The organism is uncultured Roseobacter sp. (assembly GCF_947499265.1).
Taxonomy (GTDB): Bacteria; Pseudomonadota; Alphaproteobacteria; order Rhodobacterales; family Rhodobacteraceae; genus Roseobacter.
Window position 1 is genome coordinate 41,287 of the sequence record NZ_CANMNK010000002.1, and the last position, 24,646, is coordinate 65,932.

Here is a 24,646-nt window from a genome sequence, read left to right on the forward strand (position 1 = left end):
TGGCGGCTCCTTTGAGAGGCGTCACGGATTTGTCGTTTCGGGATGTTCCAGCTGTTTTTTCAGGCCAATCAGCAGGCGGATGTCACGCACGGCCATTTCCCTGGAATAGTGGAAAAAAACCAGGCTCAGTGCAATACCGGGCAGTTGATAGAGCGCGGCGCCGTATTCACCCAGCCAGGTCAGCACAATCATCTTGGCGATCCACGACAGCATGGTGATCATGAAAAGCCCGCAAAAGAACTCCACTTTATTGTCCGTTTTACGCAGCACCTCACGGACAAACCCGGTGGTGTCATCGCGTGCCGCGATCAGCATTTTCAGGCGCCGTGCCTTCTGTTTCTGGGTCACGTAGACGGGTGCAGTGGTCGTGATGAGCTCTCCGACCGCGTAGGCCGCGAAAACCGAAAGAAATAGGACGATACCAGCCGCAACATTCGGAAGCGGATCAACAATATCCTGCGCCCAATCGGTGACGGAAAAGCTCTCGCGGTTGCTCAGATCGCCGGACACCTCGATGGCGGCGTAGATCCCGATAAACCCGATGGAGACCACGGAAAAGACCCGTGGCCACTCCTTCGGGATGGAATCGAGCAACTGCGACATCAGAGGTCCATTAGCAACCGCCGTGGATCCTCCAGCGCTTCTTTCACGCGCACGAGGAAGGTCACAGCACCCTTGCCGTCGACAATCCGGTGATCATACGAAAGTGCCAGATACATCATCGGGCGGATCACCACCTGACCCTTGATGGCCATCGGCCGGTCCTGGATCTTGTGCATGCCCAGAATGCCCGATTGCGGCGGGTTCAGGATCGGCGAGGACATCAGCGAGCCATAGACGCCGCCATTGGAGATCGTGAAGGTGCCGCCCTGCATCTCGGCCATGCTGAGTTTACCGTCGCGCGCGCGTGCGCCCTTCTCGGCAATCGCCTTCTCGATGGCGGCAAAGCTCATCGCATCAGCATCCCGGATCACCGGCACCACCAGGCCCGTGGGCGTGCCTGCCGCAATGCCCATATGTACGAAGTTCTTGTAGACAATGTCGGTCCCGTCGATCTCGGCATTGACCTCCGGCACCTCGCGCAGCGCATGCACGCAGGCCTTGGTGAAGAAGGACATGAAGCCCAGCTTGACCCCGTGTTTCTTCAGGAACAGATCCTTGTATTCATTGCGCAGCGCCATGACTTCGGTCATGTCCACCTCGTTGTAGGTGGTGAGCATGGCCGCCGTGTTCTGGCTGTCTTTCAGACGCTTGGCAATGGTCTGGCGCAGGCGTGTCATCTTCACCCGCTCTTCGCGCGCCGCATCATCGGCAGCAACTGGCGCACGCGCTGCGGCGGCGGCTGGGGCCGGTGCCGGGGTGGCGCTGGCAGCGGCAATCGCGGCACTCACGTCCTCTTTCATCACCCGCCCGTCCCGGCCAGACCCCGTGACCTGATCGCGGCTGATCCCGGCCTCGGCCATGGCCTTCTTGGCGGCGGGCGCGTCCTCGACATCCTTGCCACCACCTGTTGGCGCGGCAGCAGGTGCAGCGGCTGCCGTCGGTGCAGCAGGCGCTGCGGCACCTTCGCCTTGCGTCATCACCGCCAGTTTCGCGGTGGCATCCACGGTGGTGCCTTCGGGCGCCAGGATTTCCGTAAGCGTGCCCGCGGCAGGTGCTGGAACCTCAACGCTGACCTTATCGGTCTCCAGTTCGCAGAGCATTTCATCAGCGGCCACGGTATCCCCGACCTGCTTAAACCAGGTGCTGACGGTCGCCTCCGTGACGCTCTCACCCAGGGTGGGGACCATCACGTCCACGGTGCCGCCCGGGGTTGCGGGCGCGTCAGCGGCCGCAACCGGCGCAGCGGCGGGAGCTGTGCTCCCGGCACCTGCGCCTTCCCCCTCGGCGATGGAGGCGAGCAACGCATCGACACCCACGGTTTCCCCTTCAGCGGCGACAATCTCCGCCAATGTACCGGCAGCGGGTGAGGGTACTTCGACGGTCACCTTGTCGGTTTCGAGCTCGCAGAGCATTTCATCGACGGCGACGGTGTCGCCCGGTTTCTTGAACCATGTGGCCACGGTGGCCTCGGTGACGGATTCGCCCAGCGTGGGGACGCGAACTTCGATGGTCATGATGGTTTCCCTTCGGCGCTTATTTCTTGCCAATTATTTCTTGATCGTCAGCGCGTCATCGACGAGCGCTGCTTGTTGTGCTTTGTGCTGGCTGGCCAGACCCGTGGCTGGGCTGGCCGATGTGGCGCGACCCGCATAGATCGGGCGCGGATGTTTGGCCTTGATGCGGCCCAGAACCCATTCGATGTTGGGTTCGATGAACGTCCAGGCGCCCTGGTTCTTGGGCTCTTCCTGACACCAGACCACTTCGGCCTGCTTGAAGCGTTCCAGCTCCTTCACGGCGGATTGCGCGGGGAAGGGATAGAATTGTTCGACCCGCAGCAGGTAGACGTCGTCGATGCCACGCGCGTCGCGTTCCTCGAGCAAATCGTAATAGACCTTGCCCGCGCACATGACCACGCGCTTGATCTTGTTGTCCGCCACCAGCTTGGTCTCCGAATTGCCCTGTTGCGCATCGTCCCACATCAGCCGGTGGAAACTGGAACCGGTGGTGAATTCTTCGGCCTTGCTGACGGCCAGCTTGTGGCGCAGCAGGGATTTCGGCGTCATCAGGATCAGTGGCTTGCGGAAGGAGCGGTGAATCTGCCGCCGCAGGATGTGGAAATAGTTCGCCGGTGTCGTGCAATTGGCCACAATCCAGTTGTCCTGCCCGCACATCTGCAAGAACCGTTCCAGCCGGGCGGAGGAGTGTTCCGGCCCTTGCCCTTCGAATCCATGGGGCAGCAGACAAACAAGGCCCGACATGCGCAGCCATTTGCTCTCACCGGAGGAAATGAACTGGTCAAACATGATCTGCGCGCCATTGGCGAAATCGCCGAATTGCGCTTCCCAGAGGGTCAATGCGTTGGGCTCGGCCAGCGAATAGCCGTATTCAAACCCCAACACGGCGTACTCCGAAAGCATCGAGTCGATGACCTCGTAATGTGCCTGCCCCGCCTTGATGTTGTTCAACGGGTAATAGCGTTCTTCCGTTTCTTGGCTGACAAGCCCGGAATGGCGCTGGGAAAAGGTGCCCCGCGTGCTGTCCTGTCCGGCCAGCCGCACCGGGAAGCCTTCGGTCAGCAGCGAGCCAAAGGCCAGCGCCTCGGCTGTCGCCCAGTCGATCCCGTCGCCAGCGTCAAACATCGCCTTCTTGGTTTCAAGCAAGCGTCCGACCGTCTTGTGCAGCGGAAAGCCATCGGGCGCTTTGGTCAACGCTGCGCCAACCTCCTTGAAGGTGGCCTTGGCGATGGCGGTTTTGCCGCGCTGATATTGGGTTTTCTGCTTGTCCAGGTGTGACCACTTGCCATCCAGCCAATCCGCCTTGTTGGGGCGATATTCCTTTCCGGCTTCGAATTCTTCGCTCAGATAGGCCTGAAACGCGGCCTTCATGTCTTCGATTTCGCCTTCGGGGATCAACCCGTCGCGCACCAGCCGTTCAGTATAAAGGCTCAGCGTGGTCTTCTGACCTTTGATTTTCTTGTACATCACCGGGTTGGTGAACATCGGCTCATCGCCTTCGTTATGGCCAAACCGCCGGTAGCAAAAGATGTCGATCACCACGTCCTTGCGGAATTTCTGGCGGAATTCCGTGGCCACCTTGGCGGCATGCACCACCGCTTCCGGGTCATCGCCGTTCACGTGGAAGATCGGCGCCTCGACCACCAGGGCGTTGTCGGTGGGGTAGGGGGAGGAGCGCGAGAAATGCGGCGCCGTGGTGAAACCGATCTGGTTGTTGACCACAATATGCATGGTGCCGCCCGCTTTATGCCCGCGCAGGCCCGACAGGGCAAAACACTCCGCCACAACGCCCTGGCCCGCAAAGGCCGCGTCGCCGTGCAGCAGGATGGGCATGCAGGTGGTGCGGTCGGTGTCGTTGTTCTGATCCTGTTTGGCGCGCGCCTTGCCGAGCACAACGGGGTTCACCGCCTCCAGGTGAGAGGGGTTGGCCGTTAGGCTGAGGTGCACGGTATTGCCGTCAAATTCGCGGTCCGAGGATGCGCCAAGGTGGTATTTCACATCGCCCGAGCCATCCACGTCCTCAGGCTTGAAGCTGCCGCCCTGAAACTCGTTGAAGATCGCCTTGTAGGGTTTGGCCATCACGTTTGCCAATACGCTCAGCCGTCCGCGGTGCGGCATGCCGATCACGATGTCACGCACGCCCAAAGCGCCACCGCGCTTGATGATCTGCTCCATTGCCGGCACCAGGCTTTCGCCACCATCAAGACCAAAGCGTTTGGTGCCCATGTATTTCACATGCAGGAATTTCTCGAAGCCCTCGGCCTCGACCAGTTTGGCCAGGATCGCCTTGCGTCCTTCCCGGGTGAACGACACTTCCTTGCCAAAGCCCTCGATGCGCTCTTTCAGCCAGCCCGCTTCTTCGGGGTTGGAGATGTGCATGTATTGCAGCGCGAAGGTGCCGCAGTAGGTGCGTTTCACGATGCTGAGGATTTCGCGCATCGAGGCGGTTTCCAGCCCGAGCACCTTGTCGATGAAAATCGGCCGGTCCATGTCGGCCTCGGTGAAGCCATAGGATTTCGGGTCAAGCTCCGGGTGTGGTGTCATCTCGCGCATGCCCAGCGGGTCGAGATCCGCGACCAGATGGCCCCGGATGCGGTAGGCGCGGATGATCATCAGCGCGCGGATGCTGTCGAGCACGGCGCGTTTGATCTGATCGTCGGTGACTTCCACGCCGGTGGCCGCAGCCTTCGCCTTGATCTTGTCGCCAGCCCCTTTGAGTTCGGCTTCAGGCGCCCATTCGCCGGTGAGCGCCTGTGTCATCTCATCGCCGGGCTGCGGCGGCCAGTCACTGCGCGCCCAGCTCGGGCCATCGGCCTCGCGCTTGACCGAGACCTCATCATCCCCCATCGCCTTGAAGAAGGCCCGCCAGGCGTCATCGACCGCGTTCGGATCATTGGCGTATCGCGCGTACATCTGTTCGAGATATTCCGCGTTGTGCCCCTGCATGAAGGAGGAGGCATGGAACTGATCGTTGGGTGTATGTTCGGTCATGGGGTTACCTCATGTGGGTTGGGACCGTATTGGTTGGAGCCGGATCGGGATTTTTTGCAGAGAGAGTAGACACCAAAAGCCATCAGAAACACGATGAAAATGAAGCTGATTTGCCATGGCAAAACCCATAGCGATCCAACTGCTGTAGCTAAAATCGCCAAATATATGAGTGCCCGCCAACCTGACGTTCCTGTGTCATGCAGGCGCCTTGTCAATGCCGCTATGAAAGGCACGAAAGTTGCTGCTGTGAAAAGGTTTTCAAGGAGGTGAGCATGTGTTCCGATGTTGAAGTGTAGCCCGAACTTGAATGACAGGTTTTGACTATCACTGGAAACGTAGCTCTGAATTCCGGTACTGATGATCGACAGGAAGAGAGCAAACCACCAAAACTCTGATCGCGAGGCGCGCCCGGAGAAGGTGAAGTATTTTCTGAAACAAGTTTTGACGGACTCTGTAAGGGTCATCGCTGAGAACCTCCCGCCCGACGGCACCGTCGGGCAGCGCCTGACCTTCCCCCCGGGAAGGCGCTTTGCACCTCCCCAAGGTCAGGCGCTCCCCTCAGTATATGGGACTGCGATGTAGTGACCGTCCGGGGCTCCGCCCGTTCGGACCTCAAACGCTCCACTGGAGCGTTTGCCTCGCGTATGCTCGGATCGGTCCTCACCCCTTTTCAATCGCCTCTTTCACCGCTTCGCCGAGCGTCGCGGGGCTGTCGGCGACGACGATGCCGGCGGCGCGCATGGCTTCGATTTTGTCTTCGGCACCGCCCTTGCCACCAGCGACAATGGCACCGGCGTGGCCCATGCGGCGCCCGGGAGGGGCGGTGCGGCCCGCGATGAAGCCTGCCGTGGGCTTCCAGCGGCCTTTCTTCTTTTCATCTGCCAAGAACTGTGCCGCGTCTTCCTCGGCGCTGCCGCCGATTTCACCAATCATGATAATGCTTTGGGTCTCGTCATCGGCCAGAAACATTTCCAAAACGTCAATGTGCTCGGTCCCCTTGATCGGGTCGCCGCCGATGCCCACGGCTGTCGATTGACCATAGCCCAGATCGGTTGTCTGCTTGACCGCTTCGTAGGTCAGCGTACCGGAGCGTGAGACCACGCCGCAGGAGCCGCGCTTGTGGATGTGTCCGGGCATGATGCCGATCTTGCACGCGTCTGGCGTGATCACGCCAGGACAGTTTGGTCCCACCAGACGCGACGCGGATCCTTCCAGCGCGCGCTGCACCTTCATCATGTCCAAGACGGGGATGCCTTCGGTGATGCATACGATCAGTTCCATCTCGGCATCGATGGCCTCCAGAATGGAATCCGCAGCGAAGGGCGGCGGCACATAGATCACGCTGGCATTAGCCTGCGTCACATGTTTGGCCTCATGCACGGAATTGAAAACCGGCAGGTCCAGATGGGTCTGCCCGCCTTTGCCCGGTGTCACGCCACCGACCATTTTAGTGCCGTAAGCAATGGCCTGTTCAGTGTGGAATGTGCCCTGAGAGCCGGTGAGGCCCTGGCAGATCACCTTGGTATTTTCGTCAATAAGTACGGCCATTTTGGTTCCCTTTTTGGTATTTCAAGGTCCGGATGAGAAGAGGATTGCGGCGGGTCATGCGCGACCTGCCTTGTGCAGCAGCACGGTGATGTTGTCGTCAACAGGCAGGGCCAGTTTGTTCACCAGCTCCGTGTCAAAACCCGCCTTGCGGGCGGTTTCGGTCAGCGTCTTGAGGGTAAAATAGTTCACGTGATCGGGATAGCGGAAGCCACACCATTTCGCGCCCACCAGGCGACGGTTGATGGAGCCGAAATTGGGCACGCGAATGTAGATGGCACCGCTCTCTTTCAGGGCACGATGCGATCCCTTGAGCACCTGCATCACATCGGTTTCATGCTCTAGATAGGAGTGCATGATGATCCCGTCGAACTGGCCTTGATCGAAGGTCCAGATGGCCTCGGCACCTGCGCCATGCGCGCAATAGCCGCCCTGTTCCCGCATATAGGTGTCGGCCTGCGCATGCAGGCCCTTGGACAATTCAATGCCATAGGGCGTCATCGGGGGCGCGATGCGGCCGCCGTGCCCGCAGCCGATGTCCAGCACATGGCCATCGTTGAACCATACCCGGTATTTGTCGTGTTTGTTGCGGTGCGTCAGCCCGAGTTTCTTGCGCAGCGCACGGATGCCGGGGCTGAGCGAGGTGGAGCCTTTCGAGGCCTCTTTCTTGACCTCATAGGTCTTTTCCCAGGCAAAATCTTCTTCCAGCGCTTCATAAGCCACCGGATTGCGCAGATAGGTCATGTCGCAGGCGGTGCAGCGCACGATCTGCCAGTCTTGGGGCGAATACTGGGGCCAGGGTACGATGTCGGTTGCGTCGCAACAGGGGCAGGATCGTGGCGCTGTGTCGAGCATCTCAGAACGCCTCCCATCCAACGGGCAAACGGTCAACCGCCATATAGGTCCGGTTGTCCCGCGTCCCTACATGCACCACGGCGACGCGCCCACGCAGAAGCTCTCTGCCGTCGAGGAGCGCGGTTCCCGGCTCGGGCGCATGTGTATGCGGCAGGTCAATTTTGAAGCCAAAGACCGGCGGGGTCGCCATCTGGGTGCGCAGGGCCGCGATCGCTTTGGTGGTGTGCTCCCCGTCAAAAGCAACTTCGCACCGCCGTTCGATTACAGCGACGGTATCGGGCGCCGGCTCCAAGGTCTTGTCCCAAAATGTCAGCGCGTAAGGCAGCGGAGTGCCATCGCGCGCCGCCATCCGGGCGCGGGCCTCGCTGGCGGTCTGACCGGCCTTGAAACAAACCGCATTGAAGCTCGCAATCGCCGGGTCAGCCAAAGCGGTCGCAGGGGCTGCCGCGCCGAGCCAAAAGGATATGAGGGCGAGCCGGATCATGTCTCACCCGGTCGGAAGTAAATCAGCGCATAGCGGTACCAGCCGACGCTGACAGTGCGTTCAGTGGCAATCAGCGCCGGCGGATTGGTCGGCAAAGCCCACGCCTGTTCTATGTTTTGCCCCAAGGGGGCTGGATCGACCGCACGGGCACCGGGGTAGGTGGCGGCCACGTAGTTCTGGAACCGCGTGGTCTGGCCGGTGCGCGATTCCGCTTGTACGACACACATCTTGTCAGACACCGCCACTGCCGGACGACGATCATCGATCACATAGGCACGGGCACCCGGCGTTTTTTCCGGAAGCGGGACATATCCGGCCGCGCGGAGCGCTGCATCATCACGCGGCCCTTCCACGCAGAAGCGGTCAAACGCGCTGACCATCAGCGCGGGGCTGCTTTTCGGCACCAGATTGAACCGCCACATGTTGCGCAGCTCCGCCGTGTCAGATGACACGCCCTGAGCGGAGCAGGCGCTGAGAGCCAACGCACCGCAAAGCAATGCAAGTGGAAAAACGCCCCGCACGTGCTTAGCCTTTTACAGCCTTCACGATCTTCTGCGCGCCGTCTTTCAGATCATCGGCGGCGATCACATCCACGTCGGAATTGTTGATGATGTCTTTGCCTTCCTGAACGTTGGTGCCTTCCAGACGCACCACCAGCGGCACCTTCAGACCCACTTCCTTGACCGCAGCCACCACGCCTTCGGCGATCACATCGCAGCGCATGATGCCGCCGAAGATATTCACCAGAATGCCTTTAACGTTGTCGTCGGAGGTGATGATCTTGAAGGCTTCGGTCACCTTTTCCTTGGTGGCGCCACCGCCCACGTCGAGGAAGTTGGCAGGCTCCGCGCCATAAAGCTTGATGATATCCATCGTCGCCATGGCCAGACCCGCGCCATTGACCATGCAGCCGATCTCGCCATCGAGCGCGATGTAGTTGAGGTCGTATTTCGAGGCCTCCAGCTCTTTGCTGTCTTCCTCGGTGGTGTCACGCAGCTCGGCGATGTCGGGGTGGCGATAGATCGCGTTGCCGTCAAAGCTGACCTTCGCGTCCAGCACTTTCAGATCACCACTGTCGGTCACGATCAGCGGGTTGATCTCCAGCATCTCCATGTCTTTTTCCATGAACGCTTTGTAGAGCAGCCCCATCAGGCCCACGCATTGTTTGACCTGCTTGCCCTCCAGCCCCAGCGCAAAGGCAATGCGGCGCCCATGAAACGCCTGATAGCCGGAGGCCGGATCGACGGAGAAGCTGAGGATTTTTTCGGGCGTCGCCGCGGCCACTTCTTCGATGTCCATGCCGCCCTCGGTGGAGCAGACGAAGCTGACCCGGCTGGTCTGCCGGTCCACCAGCAAGGCAAGGTACATTTCGGTCTCGATGCCGGAGCCGTCCTCGATGTAGATGCGGTTGACCTGTTTGCCCACCGGACCGGTCTGGTGGGTGACCAGGGTGCGCCCGAGCATCTTCTTGGCTTCTTCCGAGGCTTCTTCAACAGATTTGGTCAGCCGGACGCCGCCCTTATCGCCTGCATCCGCTTCCTTGAATTTGCCCTTGCCGCGCCCCCCGGCGTGGATCTGTGCCTTGACCACCCACATCGGGCCATCGAGCGCGCCAGCTGCTGTCTTGGCTTCTTCAGCCCGCAACACCACACGCCCGTCGGAGACCGGCGCGCCGTAGCTGCGCAGCAATGCTTTTGCCTGATATTCATGGATGTTCATGGATTTGGTCCCGTGCTTTTGTGGATCGGTTCAGCTCCCGATATAAAACGCGAATTTTCTGCGATGAAACCGGTTTATCCCCAGAGACCGGGTTCACAGCGCGAAAATTGCATTTTGTGATCACAGCATTTCAGGCTGTGATCACAAATAATCAGGCAAGATCAATTTTCATATAATGCAGGGGATTCGCAGGGGTATTTTATGAATCAAAGGTAAACAGACGTCGGGCAGTTTCCACCATTTGATCCTGATACTGTTCCTGCGGCCATTCCCGGATCAGAACCAGGTTTTCCCAATTGCTCACCGATAAAATCGACCAGAGCAAATCTGTGGCCGTTTCCGTATCAAGGCGTGGTGTAAGATGGCCATCTTCTGCCAAAGCCAGGATGGCGGCTTCGCAGCCTTCGCGCATATCCGACATGCGCTTTGCCCAGGCAGCGGATGCTTCCGCATCTTTCGGGGCCATATCCAGCAGCGGTCGTGCGACGCAATAGATTTGTGGCAGATACGTACACCATGCCAAAACAAAGGCATCAAGACGCGCGCGACCGGTTCGGGCCGTACGGCTGGCTCTTAGCATACCGTCTAAGTCGAGCTTTTTATCCAGCGCTTTCGTGGCGGCAATCAACAGATCGGCACGCGAATTGAAATGCAGGTAAATCGCCTGGCGGCTGACACCGGCTTTCTTGGCCACGTCGGAGAGGCGTACCGCCCCGCCTGCGCCCGAACTCAGCAGGTGCAAGGCCGCGGTGACAATGCGGTCGTATGTGGGAAGGGCGTTTCTTGACATGGCGTAAAGAACCATGCACCTAAGGCACAGTCAACGCCATTTCATCACGTCGCATGAAAAAAGCGCCCCGGTGTGGGCGCTTTTCCGTGTTGATTGTGCAAGTCAGGAAAGACTGTTGTCGATGCCTTTGCACGCTTCGACCAGGCCTTTGACTGCGTTGACAGAGTTGTCGAACATGGATTGCTCATCTTTGTTCATCGAAATCTCGACAACACGCTCAATGCCACCTGCACCGATCACCGTTGGCACGCCGACGTAAAATCCTTTCAACCCATAGGCGCCATCGACATAGGCGGCGCAGGGCAGAACGCGTTTTTGATCTTTCAAATAGCTTTCGGCCATCTCAATGGCGGAGGTCGCAGGCGCATAAAATGCGGAGCCGGTCTTGAGCAGACCGACGATTTCGGCACCGCCGTCACGGGTGCGCTGCACGATCGCATCGAGTTTTTCCTGCGTGGTCCAGCCCATTTTCACCAGATCGGGCAGGGGGATACCTGCGACAGTGGAATAGCGCACGAGGGGCACCATGGTGTCGCCATGACCGCCAAGCACAAAGGCGGTGACGTCTTTCATGGAGACGTCAAATTCGCTTGCCAGGAAATGGCGGAAGCGCGCGGAATCCAAAACGCCGGCCATGCCGCAGACTTTTTCATGGGGCAGGCCGGAGAACTCGCGGAGCGCCCAGACCATGGCATCAAGCGGGTTGGTGATGCAGATAACGAAGGCGTTTGGCGCATGCGCGGCGATGCCCTCGCCGACGGATTTCATAACCTTGAGGTTGATGCCCAGCAGATCATCGCGGCTCATGCCGGGCTTGCGGGCAACGCCAGCCGTGACGATGCAAACATCCGCCCCAGCGATGTCCTCGTAGGATTGTGTGCCGGACAGTGCCGCGTCGAATTTGGCCGACGGGCCGCTTTCCGCGATGTCGAGCGCCTTGCCTTCTGGAATGCCTTCCGCAATGTCGAAAAGGACGACGTCGCCCAGTTCTTTCAGCGCTGCCAGATGGGCAAGGGTGCCGCCGATCTGACCTGCGCCGATCAGCGCGATTTTGGGTCTGGCCATGGATTTTGCTCCGCGTTCGGTTGAAATTGCGCCTGTGCTATCCAATAGCGCGTGGTTGCGCAAGTTTGCTTGCGCGGTTGTCTTTGGCGAGACGGTATCGTGATGTGGGCGGACCGAATCGTGTGCAGATTTACCACCTGCGCGGCGCTCGGCGGGCAACGCGGGCGGAATTTACGGGTGAAGGGGTTGTGAGTGCTGACACTGGACTGGATGTTTTTTGCCATCGCAGGGCCCGCGGTGGTGTTTGCGGGGGTATCGAAAGGTGGATTCGGCTCCGGCGCTGCCTTCGCATCGGCAAGTGTTTTGGCACTGGTGTTGGAACCCGGGCTGGCGCTGGGGGTGATGTTGCCGCTGCTGATGCTGATCGATGCGGCAACCTTGCGACCCTATTGGCGCAAATGGGACAATAAAGATGCGCTGCTACTGATCCTCGGCGGACTGCCCGGGGTGGCGCTGGGTGCGGTCTTGTACAAGGTTGCGGAGCCGGATGTCTTTCGTGTGTTGATCGGGGCAATTTCGGTCGGGTTTGTGGTGTGGCAACTGGCAAATGCCAACGGCCTGGTACGCCGCGCCCAGCAGATACTTCCCGTTTGGGCGGGCGTGTTGGCTGGTGCTGTTGCGGGGTTTACAAGCTTTGTCAGCCATGCAGGCGGACCACCGGCAGCTGTCTATCTGTTGTCAAAAGCGCGTACGAAGACCGATTATCAGGCGACGACTGTCCTGGTCTTTTGGGTGATTAACATCGCCAAATTCATCCCCTACGCTTTTTTGGGCATGTTCACCCTGCAGACCGGTATGGCAAATCTGGCCTTGGCCCCCTTTGCTCTGGCCGGGGCGTGGCTCGGTGTGCGCGCGCATCATATCATGCCTGAGCGCCTGTTTTTTGCACTGACTTATGTTCTTTTGAGCATCACCGGAGCCAAGCTGATCTGGGATGGCCTGACCTGAGGAGTGATGGCCTGCAGCCCTGAGTGATGGGCGATCAGGCAAGCGGATCAAAGATCGGATCCCTTATGGTGGGCACGCGGCCCACCCGTCATTTATGCGTCGTTGCCCTTGGCAGGCAGGGCCTCTGCCAATGTCTCAAAAGACTGGCCGGAAGCCACCAGGCATGTCAGCCCGTTGGGCGTCGTGACAGTAATTGTCCACGTGCCGGTTTCATCCGATGCAAATACTTCGATGACGGCATTGTTGGCGCCAAGGCCCATGGATTGGCGGGTTTCGCCATAGCCGTCAGCAAGCCGGTCAACAACGGCATCACGGGGTGCACAATTACGTGCATTTTGTGCAGCAGCGTCAGTGGTGGTAGCGATATAGAGTGCGGCTGCAGCGCTGAGCGCGCCCAAATGCAGCATTTTGGATGTGCGTGTCATAGTGTGTCTGCCTTCATGTCAAAGGCGGCACCCGCTGTCATCTGGCCCGACCGGTTTCCCGGCGATGACCGGGCGGCCCCGGTTCAATAAATATGCCTGCAATATTAAGGATTATTCCACTCGCAGCGGCCTAGCTGAAGCAACCTTTGCCCAAATATTCGACGGGATCAGCATCCCGCTTAGGATTGAAATATTGGTTAATCAGCCGCGCGATATAGATTGCATTTGATATTTGCTGCATTGCGGCATAATTGCGCTTGAACTTTCTTTCAAAAAATGCCCCATTCCGCGCAACTTTGTAACGCGTTTAAGCTTTTGGAACCTGAAGATGAAAAACCTGTCCCGCCCGCTCCGATCTGTTCTGTACATTCCCGGGTCCAAGCCCCGCGCTTTGGACAAAGCCCGCGGGCTACCCACAGATGCGATTATTTTCGATCTCGAAGATGCGGTGGCACCGGATGAGAAACCCGGCGCGCGCGATCTGTTGTCGCAAGCGCTGTCGGCGGGCGGATATGGCGAGCGCCTGAAGATTGTGCGCATCAATGACCTGTCGACGCAATGGGGTGCTGAGGATGCAAAAGCAGTCTGCGCGATGGCGGCAGATGCAGTTTTGTTGCCAAAGGTGAGCAGCCCCGAAGATCTGGAGGCGCTGGCAGAGATCACCGAGGATCTCCCGCTTTGGGCGATGATGGAAACACCGGTGGGCATGCTGAACGCAGCTGCGATCGCAGCGCATCCGCTGTGCCAGGGCATGGTCATGGGCACCAACGATCTGGCCAAGGACATGGGCACGCTATTTCGCGGTGACCGAATGCCTTTGATCACTGGCCTCGGTTTGTGCCTGTTGGCGGCCAAAGCGCATGGGGTTGCGGCGATCGACGGTGTCTATAATGCTTTTCGAGATGAAGACGGGCTGGCGATGGAGTGCGCGCAAGGCCGTGACATGGGATTTGACGGCAAGACGCTAATCCATCCGGCACAGCTTGAAATCGCCAATGCCGCCTTTTCGCCGACCGCGGATGAAATCGATCTCGCGCGCCGTCAAATCGCGGCCTACGATGATGCGATTGCGAAAGGAGAGGCCGTTGCCGTTGTGGATGGGCGGATCGTGGAAAATCTGCATGTTGCAACCGCCCGGGAAACACTGGCAAAGATGGACGCGATAGCAACTCTTAGCGCGGAGTAGGCCAATGACCCTTCTTATTCTCGGAGTGATCCTCTGGATTCTCGCTCACTACTTTAAACGGCTTGCACCGGATCAGCGCGCCGCACTTGGCATGCCCGGCAAGGGCCTCGTCGCAGTGGGTATTCTGGCGGGGCTGGCGCTGATGATCATGGGCTACCGCGCCGCAGATTTCATCCCGGTCTGGCAGCCGCCAAGCTTCATGGTGCATGTGAACAACTCGCTGATGCTGCTGGCGTTCTGGGTCTATGGTTCCAGCGCCGCGAAGGGGGCCAAGGCGTGGCCGGCCAGCAAGATCCGGCACCCGCAGCTGACCGGATTCAAGGTCTGGGCCTTTGCGCACCTGCTGGTCAACGGCGATCTGCCCTCGATCCTACTCTTTGGCGCTCTGCTGGCCTGGGCCGTGGGCGAGGTGATCCTGATCAACCGCGCCGAGCCAGATTGGACGCCGCCGGAGCCTGCGGGCACCGCCACCTATGTGCGCCTCGCGGTGATCAGCCTTTTGCTGTTCAGCATCGTTGCGGGCATTCACATCTGGCTGGGCGTCTGGCCCTTCCCCGTCTGAATCCACCGGAGCTTGCCATGAAACTCTATCGTTTTCTGTCCGAAGAGGACACCTCGGCCTTTTGTCACAAGGTGACCGAGGCCTTGAACAAGGGGTGGGAGCTTTACGGCTCGCCGACGCAGACCTTTGATCAGGCCAGTGGCGTGATGCGCTGCGGGCAGGCCGTGGTGAAAGAGGTGGATGGTACCTACACGCCCGACACCAAACTGGGGGCGCAGTGATGGGCTCGAAAACCAACGCGGGCCGCTTTTTTGAAGACTACGCCCTGGGGCAGATGATCCACCACGCGGTGCCGCGCACGGTGAAGATGGGCGAGCGCGCGCTTTACCACATGCTCTACCCCGCGCGTCATGCGCTCTATTCCTCGGACCAGTTCGCGCAAGGCTGTGGTCTGCCGTTCAGCCCGCTTGATGATATGGTGGCCTTTCACGTGGTCTTTGGCAAAACCGTGCCGGATGTGTCGCTGAACGCAGTGGCCAATCTGGGCTATGCACAGGGCCGCTGGATCACGCCGGTCTGGCCCGGGGATACGCTGCGCTCGGTCTCCGAAGTGATCGGGGTAAAGCAGAACTCAAATGGTAAGACAGGTGTTGTCTGGGTCCGCACCACGGGGCTGAACCAACATGATGAAACGGTGCTGGAATATGTCCGCTGGGTGATGGTGCGCAAACGCGATCCGCAGGCGCCAGCACCCGAAGCGGTGGTGCCGGATCTGCCTGAAGCAGTCGCCGCAGAGGATCTGGTGATCCCGAAGGGGCTGGATTTCAGCAACTACGATTTCACCCTGGCCGGGGAACCGCACCGGTGGGGAGACTATCAGATCGGGGAGCAGATCGATCACATCGATGGCGTGACGGTCGAAGAAGCCGAGCACATGATGGCCACGCGGCTGTGGCAGAACACCGCCAAGGTACATTTTGACACCACGGCCCGCCCGGACGGGTCGCGCCTGATCTATGGGGGTCATGTGATTTCAATGGCGCGCAGCCTGAGCTTTAACGGGTTGGCCAATGCCCAGATGGTGGTGGGTCTGAACGGCGGTGCCCATGCCAACCCCTGCCTTTCGGGCGACACGATCCGCGCGTGGTCCGAAGTGCTGGACAAGGCAGAGACATCAGCCCCCGGGGTAGGGGCGTTGCGGTTGCGATTGGTGGCCACCAAGGGGGGCGAACCCTTTACCTTGAAGGGGGCAGATGGCAAGTATTTGCCGCATGTGTTGCTTGATCTGGATTACTGGGCACTGGTCCCGTTGTAATCCCCGCGCTTGGAGGAGAGCACATGATAAGAGCATGGATGGCAGGTCTTTGTGCCGCTGCACTTTTGGCTGTTGGCCCCGGGGCTGCACAGACGCGCACGGATGATTTCGTCGCGGCCAATCTCCTGGCAATCACCTATCACGAGTTTGGTCATGCGTTGATCGACATCCTGCAACTGCCTGTTTTCGGGCAGGAAGAGGATGCGGCGGATGTGCTGAGCGTGCTGTTGATCGATGCCTTCTACGAAGAAGAAGCTGCAGCGAGCATCATCTATGACGCCGCCTTCGGGTTCCTGAACGATGCAGAGACCCACGATCAGGTTTTGTGGGACGTGCACGGCCCGGATTTGCAGCGCTACTATACGATGATCTGCCTGTTCTATGGTGCCAATCCGGACGCGCGTGTGGATCTGGCGCAGGAGCTTGAGCTGCCCGAGGAACGCGCCGAGAGCTGTGAAGAGGAATTCCTGCTGGCGGATGACAGCTGGGGGCCGGTGCTGGATGACATATCGCAGGACGCACCGGGCAAGAGCATCGTGTTCAAGGCCGGCACCAACCCGTTCATCGATGCGATAATGGCCGAGGAGGTCGCAGCGCTCAATGAGGATTTCGTCTTGCCTGAGACGCTGACCGTCAGCAGCGAAGATTGCGAGGAGGTGAACGCCTTCTACGATCTCGAGACGCGCGAGATCATCATTTGTACCGAACTGGACGGCTATTTGCGCGACGTCCCAGATTTTTGAAGCTGTGATCGCAGTTTCTGATGGGAATGTGCCGAAGGTTGCGTAGTCTTGGGCCATGATGCGGATGATTGCGATATGTCTGACCGTGATGTTGGGCGCGCGGGCGGGCTATGCCTGCCAATTGGCGCTTGTTCTGGCCGTGGATGTCTCGGGGTCCGTTGACGAACGCGAATACCAGATCCAGATGCAGGGGCTCGCCACCGCATTGCGCGACGGCACCGTGATTGATGCGCTGATCGAACAGGAGGCACAGGTCACGTTGATCCAATGGACCGGGTCTTCCCGACAACGCCAGACCATTCCCTGGCGCGCCATCGGCTCGGCGGCGGATGTGACGGGTCTGGCCGATGAGATCGCTGCGAACCGCCGCGTCTGGCGCAACTATTCCACGGCGATTGGCGAGGCGTTGCTTGCGGCAGAACATGCTCTTGTCGCGGTAACCCATTGCAAAAGAAAGGTTATTGACGTCTCGGGGGATGGTATTTCCAACGAAGGCGTGCTGCCACGCGAGCGTCATGCGTCACTGGCGGAGATGGATGTGACCGTCAACGCGCTGGCCATCGAAACGGATGACGACGATCTGACGGGCTGGTTTTACGAGAACCTGATCCGGGGAGAGGGGGCGTTTGTCATCACCGCAAACGGGTTCGAGGATTACCCCGCTCAGATCCGGCGCAAACTGCAACGCGAGACGACCCGGCAATTGAGCCATCTGCCATAACGTGATCACACCTCGGATTACTGTGATCACAAAATCGGTGAAATTGGCTATTTTGCTCAAATCGCGCCAATTTACCGCGCCGAATGCGGGCCGAGGTGCGTGACAAGGCCGTAATAAGCAGTAAAAAGAACAGCAGGGAACAAAAGGAATCTTTTATGGCTGATGTAAATCGGGGCAACCGCCCTTTGTCGCCACACTTGTCGATTTATCGCCCCCAATTGACGTCGATGACATCGATCCTGACGCGGATCACCGGCAATGCGCTGCTGATTTCGTCCTTGCTGGTGGTGTGGTGGTTTTTGTCCGCGGCAACATCGCCTGAATATTTCGCCTATGCCGACGGCGTCCTGACCAGCTGGTTCGGCGATCTGGTCATGACCTTGTCGCTCTGGGGGCTGTGGTATCATACCCTGGCAGGGCTGCGGCATCTGATCTGGGATCAGGGCATCGGGCTTGATCTGGATACCGCCTACAAGCTGGGCTACGCGGTCATCGTCGGCTCCGTCGTTCTGACGCTGCTGACCATTGCAATCGTTTAGGAGGCGGGTATGAGCTATCTGACAGACCGCAAGCGCGCCATTGGCATGGGATCGGCCAAAACCGGCACCGAACACCACTGGTCCATGACCGTCAGTTCCGGCGCGCTGCTGATCCTGATCCCGCTGTTCGTCTTTACCTTCGGCCCGATGCTGGGCGCGTCCTATGAGGAGGTCACTGCCACCTTTAACCGCCCGTTCCCGGCGGTGATTGCAGGGCTGACCATCATCGTGACGTTCAAACATTTCGCGGGCGGTGTTCAAGCGCTGATCGAAGACTATGTGCATGGGTTGGCCCAGAAAATCGCCATCGTGGCGATGACCTGTGTATCTTACGCGGCCATGGCCGTGGGCCTCTATGCAATCGTGCGCCTTGCGCTCTAAACCCAATGACGTGCGGGCCCGGGCCTGCGCAGACCCAGGAGAATGACCCATGGCTGCTTATGAATATGAAACACATGAATATGACGTGGTGGTCGTGGGGGCCGGTGGTGCTGGCCTGCGCGCGACCCTCGGTATGGCGGAGCAGGGGCTGCGCACGGCCTGTGTGACCAAGGTTTTCCCGACCCGTTCCCACACCGTGGCGGCTCAGGGGGGCATCGCCGCCTCGCTGTCCAACATGGGGCCCGACAACTGGCAGTGGCACATGTATGACACGGTCAAGGGGTCGGACTGGCTGGGGGACACGGATGCGATGGAATACCTCGCCCGCGAAGCTCCGAAGGCGGTTTACGAGCTGGAGCATTACGGGGTGCCGTTTTCGCGCACGGAAGAGGGCAAGATCTATCAGCGCCCCTTTGGCGGGCATACCACCGAGTTTGGCGAAGGCCCTGCGGTGCAGCGGACCTGTGCCGCCGCCGACCGCACCGGCCACGCGATCCTGCACACGCTTTATGGTCAGAGCCTCAAGAACAATGCAGAATTCTACATCGAATACTTCGCCATCGACCTGATCATGTCCGAGGATGGTGTCTGCCAGGGCGTGCTCTGCTGGAAACTGGATGACGGCACGCTGCACCTCTTTAGCTCCAAGATGGTGGTTCTGGCGACCGGCGGCTATGGCCGGGCGTATTTCTCGGCAACCTCGGCGCATACCTGCACCGGTGACGGCGGCGGCATGACGGCCCGTGCGGGCCTGCCGCTGCAGGATATGGAATTCGTGCAGTTTCACCCCACTGGCATCTACGGTGCGGGCTGCCTGATCACCGAAGGCGCGCGTGGCGAAGGCGGATATCTCACCAACGCTGAAGGCGAGCGCTTCATGGAACGTTACGCGCCGCAGTACAAAGACCTCGCACCGCGCGACTATGTCAGCCGCTGCATGACCATGGAAATTCGCGAAGGCCGGGGGGTCGGCAAGAACGGTGATCATATCCACCTCAACCTCAACCACCTGCCACCCGAGACGCTGAAACTGCGCCTGCCGGGCATCTCGGAAAGCGCGCGTATCTTCGCGGGTGTGAACCTGAACAAGGAGCCGATCCCGGTGCTGCCGACCGTACATTATAATATGGGCGGTATCCCGACCAACTATTGGGGGGAGGTGCTGGCACCGACATCTGATGACCCTGACCGCGTGTCGCCGGGCTTGATGGCCGTGGGCGAGGCGGGCTGTGCCTCCGTGCACGGGGCCAACCGTCTAGGCTCCAATTCGCTGATCGATCTGGTGGTCTTCGGTCGTGCGGCTGCGATCCGGGCTGGCAAAATTGTTGATCCGGAAACGGCTGTACCTACACCCAATGCCGCTTCGGTGCAGGCCGCGCTCGACCGTTTCGACAACACCCGCTACGCGAAGGGGCACACGCCGACGGCGGAACTGCGGCTGGAAATGCAGCAATGCATGCAGAAAGACGCCGCTGTCTTCCGCGCCAATGATACGCTGGCCGAGGGCAAGAAGGCCATGGACGAGGTCGCGGGCAAATGGGCCGATGTGGGTGTGACCGACCGCAGCCTTGTCTGGAATTCCGATCTCATGGAAACACTGGAACTGGCCAACCTCATTCCGAATGCGGTGGCCACGATCACCGGGGCCGAAGCGCGCAAGGAAAGTCGCGGAGCGCATGCCCATGAGGATCACCCGGAGCGCGACGACAAGAACTGGCGCAAGCACTCACTCATCTGGTTCAAGGGCAACAAGGCGTCGCTGGGGTATCGGGGGGTGCATGAGCAGCCTCTGACTAGCCACAACGACGGCGGCATCGACCCCAAGAAGATCGCGCCGAAGAAAAGGACCTTTTGATGCGCATTTGTGGCGGACAGGCCCCTGCAGATGCGCCCGCGGCGTGGCTTTTGTCGACGGTACCGCGCGCCGTCGCCTCCCGCAAACCGGCCAGCCTGGGCTGAGCGGGACAGACACGGAATGCTCCAGGACCTGCGCCGCACGCTGAGATCTGAAGGGATGGTCGCCCATCCCATCAAAACGCGTGCGCCTTACCTGCGCAGCTACCAGTTTGCGCCTGATGTGGTGTTTGATGTGGGCGTCGATAAAGGCACCGCTTGGCTCTACCGCAGCTTTCCGGATGCGCAATTCGTGCTGGTCGACCCGCAAAAACAAAGTGCCGAAAAGGTGCGTGAACGGGATGTGCTGGACAGCTTCCATTTTCATGCCACGGCGCTGGGCGCGCATGAAGGCAGGGCGACGCTGATGGTGCCGCATTCCGATAAGGGCGAGGAAAAGGGCATGGCCAGCCTGCTGCGCCGCACCGATCCTGCCGCGGCGACATTCACCAAGACCGAAAAGCATTACGTGCCGGTCAAACGGCTCGATGACATCGCCCTGGCCTATTCGGGGCGTGTGGGGTTGAAAATCGACACAGAGGGGTCCGAGCTTGACGTGCTGAAAGGCGCGCAGGACACTCTGAAACGCTGCGATTTTGTGATACTGAAGCTGTCAAACACGCAACGCTTCGCCGGTGTCGGGCTGCCGTCACAATCGGTGGCGCTGCTTGCAGAGGCCGGGTTGGAGTGGCGCGATGTGCTGCACACCGGGTCCGGCCCCGGCAAGAAAGCGCATCCGCGCTTTATGAATGTCTTATTTACAAGGTGGACCACATGATCCGTTTCCTTCTTCCCGCCGCTTTGCTCCTGTCAGCTTGCGCTGATGTGCAACAGGCAACCGACACAGCCGGGCGTAACGCCGCCAAAACAGCGCTGCCCGAAGCGCTGGCAATCTACTTTCCGCAGGTGCCCAAGCAACTGTTCCAGCCCTTTACGAATTGCGTGGTCGACAATGCGGATGCCAGCGAAGTGCAATCTCTGGCCGCGGACGCGGTGACCGGCGCGGATGAAAACACCGCCGACACGATCAGATCGGTGCTTGCGCGCGTTGAAACTCAAAATTGCCTGCGCGCGGCCGCCCCTGCCGCCCTGGCGACCCTATAGTTCACACAGGAGACCCGACATGGTTCAACTGACACTGCCGAAGAATTCCCGGATGACCAAGGGCAAGACCTGGCCCAAACCGGAAGGCGCGAACAACCTCAAGAAGTTCACCATCTACCGCTGGAACCCGGATGACGGGGAGAACCCGCGCACCGACACCTATTTCGTCGATCTGGATGCTTGCGGCCCGATGATCCTGGACGCGCTGATCAAGATCAAGAACGAGATCGACCCGACTCTGACCTTCCGCCGCTCTTGCCGCGAGGGTATTTGTGGATCCTGTGCGATGAACATCGACGGGATCAACACGCTCGCCTGTATCTACGGCATGGATGAGGTGAAGGGTGACGTGAAAATCTACCCGCTGCCGCATATGCCCGTGGTTAAGGATCTGATCCCGGACCTCACGCATTTCTACGCCCAGCACGCCTCGATCATGCCGTGGCTGGAGACCAAGACAAACCGCCCGGCGAAAGAATGGAAGCAGTCCATCGAAGACCGCAAGAAGCTCGACGGGCTCTATGAATGCGTGATGTGTGCTTCCTGCTCCACCTCCTGCCCAAGCTACTGGTGGAACGGCGATCGCTATCTCGGCCCAGCGGCGCTATTGCACGCCTATCGTTGGATCATCGACAGCCGCGACGAGGCTACGGGCGAGCGTCTGGACGATCTGGAAGATCCGTTCAAGCTCTACCGCTGTCACACCATCATGAACTGCGCCAAGACCTGCCCCAAGGGTCTGAACCCCGCAGAGGCGATCGCGAACATCAAGAAAATGATGGTCGAACGCCGGGTCTGACCTTTGGAGATTGCGCCGCATTGGGCCGCCCTGGGGCTTGCAACGCTGGCAGGGCTGTCGATCCCGCTGGGCGCCAGCCTGGCGGTCGTGCGGTTCAACGTCTTCCCGGAGTGGCTCGGGAGTGAACTTCGCCACGGTGTTGTCGCCTTTGGCGCCGGTGCGCTGCTGGCCGCTGTTGCACTCGTTTTGCTGCCCGAAGGCAGCGCGCGCCTGTCTGCTTTGCCGGCCCTTGGCTGGTTCCTGGCGGGTGGCATTGGATTTGCGCTGATTGACCGTGCCGTCGCCGCCAGCGGTGGCAAGCTCGCGCAGTTCCTTGCGATGATGATGGACTATCTGCCCGAAGCCATGGCGCTCGGGGCGCTGATCACCGGCAACCTCGAGACGGCGCTGCTGGTCGCATTGTTGATCGCATTGCAGAACCTGCCCGAGGGGTTCAACGCGATGCGGGAAATGTCCGAGGCGTCGGGAAAACGCCCCCCCTTGTGGCTGTTTTTCCTGATGGTGCCCCTTGGTCCCTTGGCGGCCTGCATCGGTCTGTTGCTGCCTGCGACCTATGATCCGGTGATCGGTGCGGTCATGATGCTGGCGTCAGGCGGGATCATCTATCTTATGTTTCAGGACATCGCGCCGGAAGTCCCGCTAGAGAACACGATGCTGCCGCCGTTGGGCGCGATCTTGGGGTTTAGCGTTGGACTTGCCGGGCATCTGTTGATCTGAGGGCGTTATGCACATTGTCATTGGCCTGATCGTCGCTTTCATCGTCGTCGCGCTCTATGCACGACGCAACCGGGCCACGCGAAGATGCCGCTGGCGCGAAGACCGCACCGGCGACCGCGGGAACCTTCGCAAGTATAAATGCGCAGCCTGCGGGGCCGAAGCCTACACCGCGCAGAAAGGGCCGCCGCGCGATTGCAAATCCCATTTGCCACCTGTTTGATGGTGCAAATCTTGTGAAAAGGACGTGTCCGTTTTGACCGAACCTGCCGATGCCGAGGCGCGCCGCGCCGTCAAACCCGTTATCTGCTATCCGGTAGACACCCTGCCTGCACCTGACATGGCGCTGTATCACCGCGCGCGCCGCGCAGTACAAAAGCTGGATGAAGTGCGGGTCCCGCCGCGTAAGGCTCGCTGTTTTCAGGTGCCTGCGGGGCATTTCTTTCGCATCACCAGTGTCGAAGGGCCGCAGGTCGGCGACCTGAACCTTTTCAACGCGCGTGATGTGAACGAGCGGTTCTATTCCGGCAAAACCCGCGCGCTGCACGGCACCCATATCACCACCGGACACCGCATGTGGTCTGGCTTTCCGCATTTGCGTCCGATGGCAACCGTGACGCACGACACGCTTGGCTGGTATGGGACCGATCCCTTCGGCGGGTCCGTGCACGATGTGATCGGGACACGGTGTGATCCCTATACCCACAACCTGCTATCCGGCGGACAGTATCATCATTGCTGCCATTCCAACCTGACCCGCGCCCTGGCCGATCATCTGGATGTTTCAAAGGCAGAGGCCGAGCCGCATGTGCATGACGTTCTCAACGTTTTCATGTGCACCGGCTTTATCCGGGACACAGGGCAATATTTCATGAAGGCCTCACCGGTGCGTCCGGGGGATTATCTGGAGTTTTTCGCGGAGATTGACCTGCTTGGCAATCTGAGCGCCTGCCCGGGGGGCGATTGTTCCTCCGAGCATTCAAGCGATACCGCCGCCTGCCATCCGCTGTTGGTGGAGGTCTTTGCCCCCGCTGGGGGGGCATTGTCAGGGTGGCAACCACCCGCCATCAACGGTTACGATCAATCACACGGGGTGTGACCTCAGGCAAAGGCTGCGTCGAGCGCAATCTCCACCATGTCGCCGAAGGTCTTTTCGCGATCCGCCGCCGGGAGCGCCTCGCCCGTTTGCAGGTGATCGCTTACGGTTAGAACGGCAAGCGCTCGACGCCCGTGGCGTGCAGCCAATGTGTAAAGCTCGGCCGCTTCCATTTCGACGCCGAGGATACCGTGCCGCACCATCTGTTCGTCCAGATCGGGCCGTTCCGCGTAAAACACATCCGATGAATAGATGCCGCCGACATGGGTTGTGGTGTCCTTGGCCTTGGCTGCGGCAACGGCGGCGGACAGCAGATCAAAATTGGCCGTCGGCGCGAAATTCACTTCCTTGAAAATGCCTGACGATGGCGAGGTGATGGTCGTGGCGGACATGGCAATGATCACATCGCGCACAGCTACATGTGCCTGCATCCCGCCACAGGACCCGATGCGGATCAGGGTCTGGGCATTATATTCCGATATCAACTCATTCGCGTAGATCGAGAGCGACGGCATCCCCATGCCTGAGCCCTGAATGGTTACGCGGTTCCCCTTATAGGTGCCGGTGAAGCCCAGCATGCCCCGTACCTCATTGACCAGCTTGGCATGTTGCAAAAAGGTCTCCGCCGCCCATCGCGCGCGATAGGGATCGCCGGGCATCAGAACGGTCTCGGCGATATCGCCGGGGGCGGCGCCAATATGGATCGTCATCCGG

General features: G+C 59.8%; 29 protein-coding genes. 16 read left to right on the forward strand and 13 right to left on the reverse strand.

The window, feature by feature from the left end:
• Positions 1-21: 21 nt before the first annotated feature.
• The 11 genes from Q1A63_RS04850 to mdh form a co-directional block, all read right to left on the reverse strand.
• Positions 22-603 (reverse strand): hypothetical protein, encoded by a 582-nt coding sequence (locus tag Q1A63_RS04850; RefSeq protein ID WP_298970376.1) that lies wholly within the window; start codon positions 601-603, stop codon positions 22-24.
• A complete protein-coding gene (odhB, locus tag Q1A63_RS04855) occupies positions 603-2,117 on the reverse strand; it encodes a 2-oxoglutarate dehydrogenase complex dihydrolipoyllysine-residue succinyltransferase (RefSeq protein WP_298970375.1) in 1,515 nt (504 codons plus the stop codon). The genes Q1A63_RS04850 and odhB overlap by 1 nt, the downstream gene beginning before the upstream one ends.
• Before the next feature lie 33 nt (positions 2,118-2,150).
• A complete protein-coding gene (locus tag Q1A63_RS04860) occupies positions 2,151-5,108 on the reverse strand; it encodes a 2-oxoglutarate dehydrogenase E1 component (protein ID WP_298970374.1) in 2,958 nt (985 codons plus the stop codon).
• Positions 5,105-5,572, reverse strand: a complete 468-nt coding sequence (locus tag Q1A63_RS04865) for a DUF805 domain-containing protein (protein ID WP_298970372.1) — start codon at positions 5,570-5,572, stop codon at positions 5,105-5,107. Before Q1A63_RS04865 ends, Q1A63_RS04860 begins: the two co-directional genes overlap by 4 nt.
• Before the next feature lie 196 nt (positions 5,573-5,768).
• Positions 5,769-6,656 (reverse strand): succinate--CoA ligase subunit alpha, encoded by an 888-nt coding sequence (sucD, locus tag Q1A63_RS04870; protein ID WP_298970370.1) that lies wholly within the window; start codon positions 6,654-6,656, stop codon positions 5,769-5,771.
• Between the two features lie 54 nt (positions 6,657-6,710).
• Entirely contained in the window at positions 6,711-7,508 is a 798-nt protein-coding gene (locus Q1A63_RS04875; RefSeq protein ID WP_298970368.1) for a class I SAM-dependent methyltransferase, read from the reverse strand.
• A gap of 1 nt (position 7,509) precedes the next feature.
• Complete coding sequence (locus tag Q1A63_RS04880) at positions 7,510-7,992, reverse strand: hypothetical protein (protein WP_298970366.1); 483 nt, start codon at positions 7,990-7,992, stop codon at positions 7,510-7,512.
• Entirely contained in the window at positions 7,989-8,444 is a 456-nt protein-coding gene (locus Q1A63_RS04885; protein ID WP_298970365.1) for a hypothetical protein, read from the reverse strand. Before Q1A63_RS04885 ends, Q1A63_RS04880 begins: the two co-directional genes overlap by 4 nt.
• Positions 8,445-8,517: 73 nt before the next feature.
• Complete coding sequence (sucC, locus tag Q1A63_RS04890) at positions 8,518-9,711, reverse strand: ADP-forming succinate--CoA ligase subunit beta (RefSeq protein WP_298970362.1); 1,194 nt, start codon at positions 9,709-9,711, stop codon at positions 8,518-8,520.
• Positions 9,712-9,910: 199 nt separating this feature from the next.
• Positions 9,911-10,501, reverse strand: a complete 591-nt coding sequence (locus Q1A63_RS04895) for a TetR/AcrR family transcriptional regulator (RefSeq protein WP_298970361.1) — start codon at positions 10,499-10,501, stop codon at positions 9,911-9,913.
• A 102-nt stretch (positions 10,502-10,603) separates the two neighbouring features.
• Positions 10,604-11,566 (reverse strand): malate dehydrogenase, encoded by a 963-nt coding sequence (gene mdh / locus Q1A63_RS04900; protein ID WP_298970359.1) that lies wholly within the window; start codon positions 11,564-11,566, stop codon positions 10,604-10,606.
• Positions 11,567-11,758: 192 nt separating this feature from the next.
• Here mdh and Q1A63_RS04905 point away from each other — a divergent pair, with 192 nt between their 5' ends.
• The gene (locus Q1A63_RS04905; protein WP_298970357.1) at positions 11,759-12,514 is read left to right on the forward strand and encodes a sulfite exporter TauE/SafE family protein; all 756 of its coding nucleotides are present in this window, start codon (positions 11,759-11,761) and stop codon (positions 12,512-12,514) included.
• A 92-nt stretch (positions 12,515-12,606) separates the two neighbouring features.
• Here the strand turns inward: Q1A63_RS04905 and Q1A63_RS04910 are convergent, their stop codons facing one another.
• On the reverse strand, positions 12,607-12,939 hold the full coding sequence (locus tag Q1A63_RS04910) for a hypothetical protein (RefSeq protein ID WP_298970355.1): 333 nt from the start codon (positions 12,937-12,939) through the stop codon (positions 12,607-12,609).
• 328 nt (positions 12,940-13,267) lie between these two features.
• Here Q1A63_RS04910 and Q1A63_RS04915 point away from each other — a divergent pair, with 328 nt between their 5' ends.
• From Q1A63_RS04915 to Q1A63_RS04985, 15 genes are all read left to right on the forward strand, one after another.
• Complete coding sequence (locus Q1A63_RS04915) at positions 13,268-14,125, forward strand: CoA ester lyase (RefSeq protein ID WP_298970353.1); 858 nt, start codon at positions 13,268-13,270, stop codon at positions 14,123-14,125.
• Positions 14,126-14,129: 4 nt separating this feature from the next.
• Positions 14,130-14,687: an NnrU family protein gene (locus Q1A63_RS04920; RefSeq protein ID WP_299630904.1), complete on the forward strand. Its 558-nt coding sequence runs from the start codon at positions 14,130-14,132 to the stop codon at positions 14,685-14,687.
• A 17-nt stretch (positions 14,688-14,704) separates the two neighbouring features.
• Entirely contained in the window at positions 14,705-14,908 is a 204-nt protein-coding gene (locus tag Q1A63_RS04925; RefSeq protein WP_298970351.1) for a DUF1737 domain-containing protein, read from the forward strand.
• Positions 14,908-15,942, forward strand: a complete 1,035-nt coding sequence (locus Q1A63_RS04930) for a MaoC family dehydratase (protein ID WP_298970350.1) — start codon at positions 14,908-14,910, stop codon at positions 15,940-15,942. Before Q1A63_RS04925 ends, Q1A63_RS04930 begins: the two co-directional genes overlap by 1 nt.
• Before the next feature lie 23 nt (positions 15,943-15,965).
• Positions 15,966-16,685 carry a DUF4344 domain-containing metallopeptidase gene (locus tag Q1A63_RS04935; protein ID WP_299630907.1) on the forward strand — a complete coding sequence of 240 codons (720 nt, stop codon included), beginning with the start codon at positions 15,966-15,968 and terminating at the stop codon, positions 16,683-16,685.
• A gap of 58 nt (positions 16,686-16,743) precedes the next feature.
• The gene (locus tag Q1A63_RS04940) at positions 16,744-17,406 is read left to right on the forward strand and encodes a DUF1194 domain-containing protein (RefSeq protein WP_299631176.1); all 663 of its coding nucleotides are present in this window, start codon (positions 16,744-16,746) and stop codon (positions 17,404-17,406) included.
• A 155-nt stretch (positions 17,407-17,561) separates the two neighbouring features.
• Complete coding sequence (sdhC, locus tag Q1A63_RS04945) at positions 17,562-17,945, forward strand: succinate dehydrogenase, cytochrome b556 subunit (RefSeq protein ID WP_299630909.1); 384 nt, start codon at positions 17,562-17,564, stop codon at positions 17,943-17,945.
• 9 nt (positions 17,946-17,954) lie between these two features.
• Positions 17,955-18,326: a succinate dehydrogenase, hydrophobic membrane anchor protein gene (gene sdhD, locus Q1A63_RS04950; protein WP_298970347.1), complete on the forward strand. Its 372-nt coding sequence runs from the start codon at positions 17,955-17,957 to the stop codon at positions 18,324-18,326.
• A 49-nt stretch (positions 18,327-18,375) separates the two neighbouring features.
• The gene (sdhA, locus tag Q1A63_RS04955) at positions 18,376-20,181 is read left to right on the forward strand and encodes a succinate dehydrogenase flavoprotein subunit (protein ID WP_298970345.1); all 1,806 of its coding nucleotides are present in this window, start codon (positions 18,376-18,378) and stop codon (positions 20,179-20,181) included.
• 120 nt (positions 20,182-20,301) lie between these two features.
• Positions 20,302-20,997 (forward strand): FkbM family methyltransferase, encoded by a 696-nt coding sequence (locus tag Q1A63_RS04960; RefSeq protein WP_298970343.1) that lies wholly within the window; start codon positions 20,302-20,304, stop codon positions 20,995-20,997.
• Positions 20,994-21,323, forward strand: coding sequence for a hypothetical protein (locus tag Q1A63_RS04965; protein ID WP_298970341.1), 330 nt, complete (start codon positions 20,994-20,996; stop codon positions 21,321-21,323). Before Q1A63_RS04960 ends, Q1A63_RS04965 begins: the two co-directional genes overlap by 4 nt.
• Before the next feature lie 19 nt (positions 21,324-21,342).
• The gene (locus Q1A63_RS04970) at positions 21,343-22,122 is read left to right on the forward strand and encodes a succinate dehydrogenase iron-sulfur subunit (RefSeq protein ID WP_298970339.1); all 780 of its coding nucleotides are present in this window, start codon (positions 21,343-21,345) and stop codon (positions 22,120-22,122) included.
• A gap of 3 nt (positions 22,123-22,125) precedes the next feature.
• Positions 22,126-22,839, forward strand: coding sequence for a hypothetical protein (locus Q1A63_RS04975; protein WP_298970336.1), 714 nt, complete (start codon positions 22,126-22,128; stop codon positions 22,837-22,839).
• 7 nt (positions 22,840-22,846) lie between these two features.
• Positions 22,847-23,059, forward strand: a complete 213-nt coding sequence (locus Q1A63_RS04980) for a hypothetical protein (protein ID WP_298970334.1) — start codon at positions 22,847-22,849, stop codon at positions 23,057-23,059.
• A gap of 33 nt (positions 23,060-23,092) precedes the next feature.
• On the forward strand, positions 23,093-23,935 hold the full coding sequence (locus Q1A63_RS04985) for a DUF1989 domain-containing protein (protein WP_298970501.1): 843 nt from the start codon (positions 23,093-23,095) through the stop codon (positions 23,933-23,935).
• A 2-nt stretch (positions 23,936-23,937) separates the two neighbouring features.
• Here Q1A63_RS04985 and deoD read toward each other — a convergent pair whose 3' ends face one another.
• Positions 23,938-24,642, reverse strand: coding sequence for a purine-nucleoside phosphorylase (gene deoD, locus Q1A63_RS04990; RefSeq protein WP_298970332.1), 705 nt, complete (start codon positions 24,640-24,642; stop codon positions 23,938-23,940).
• Between the last annotated feature and the right edge of the window lie 4 nt (positions 24,643-24,646).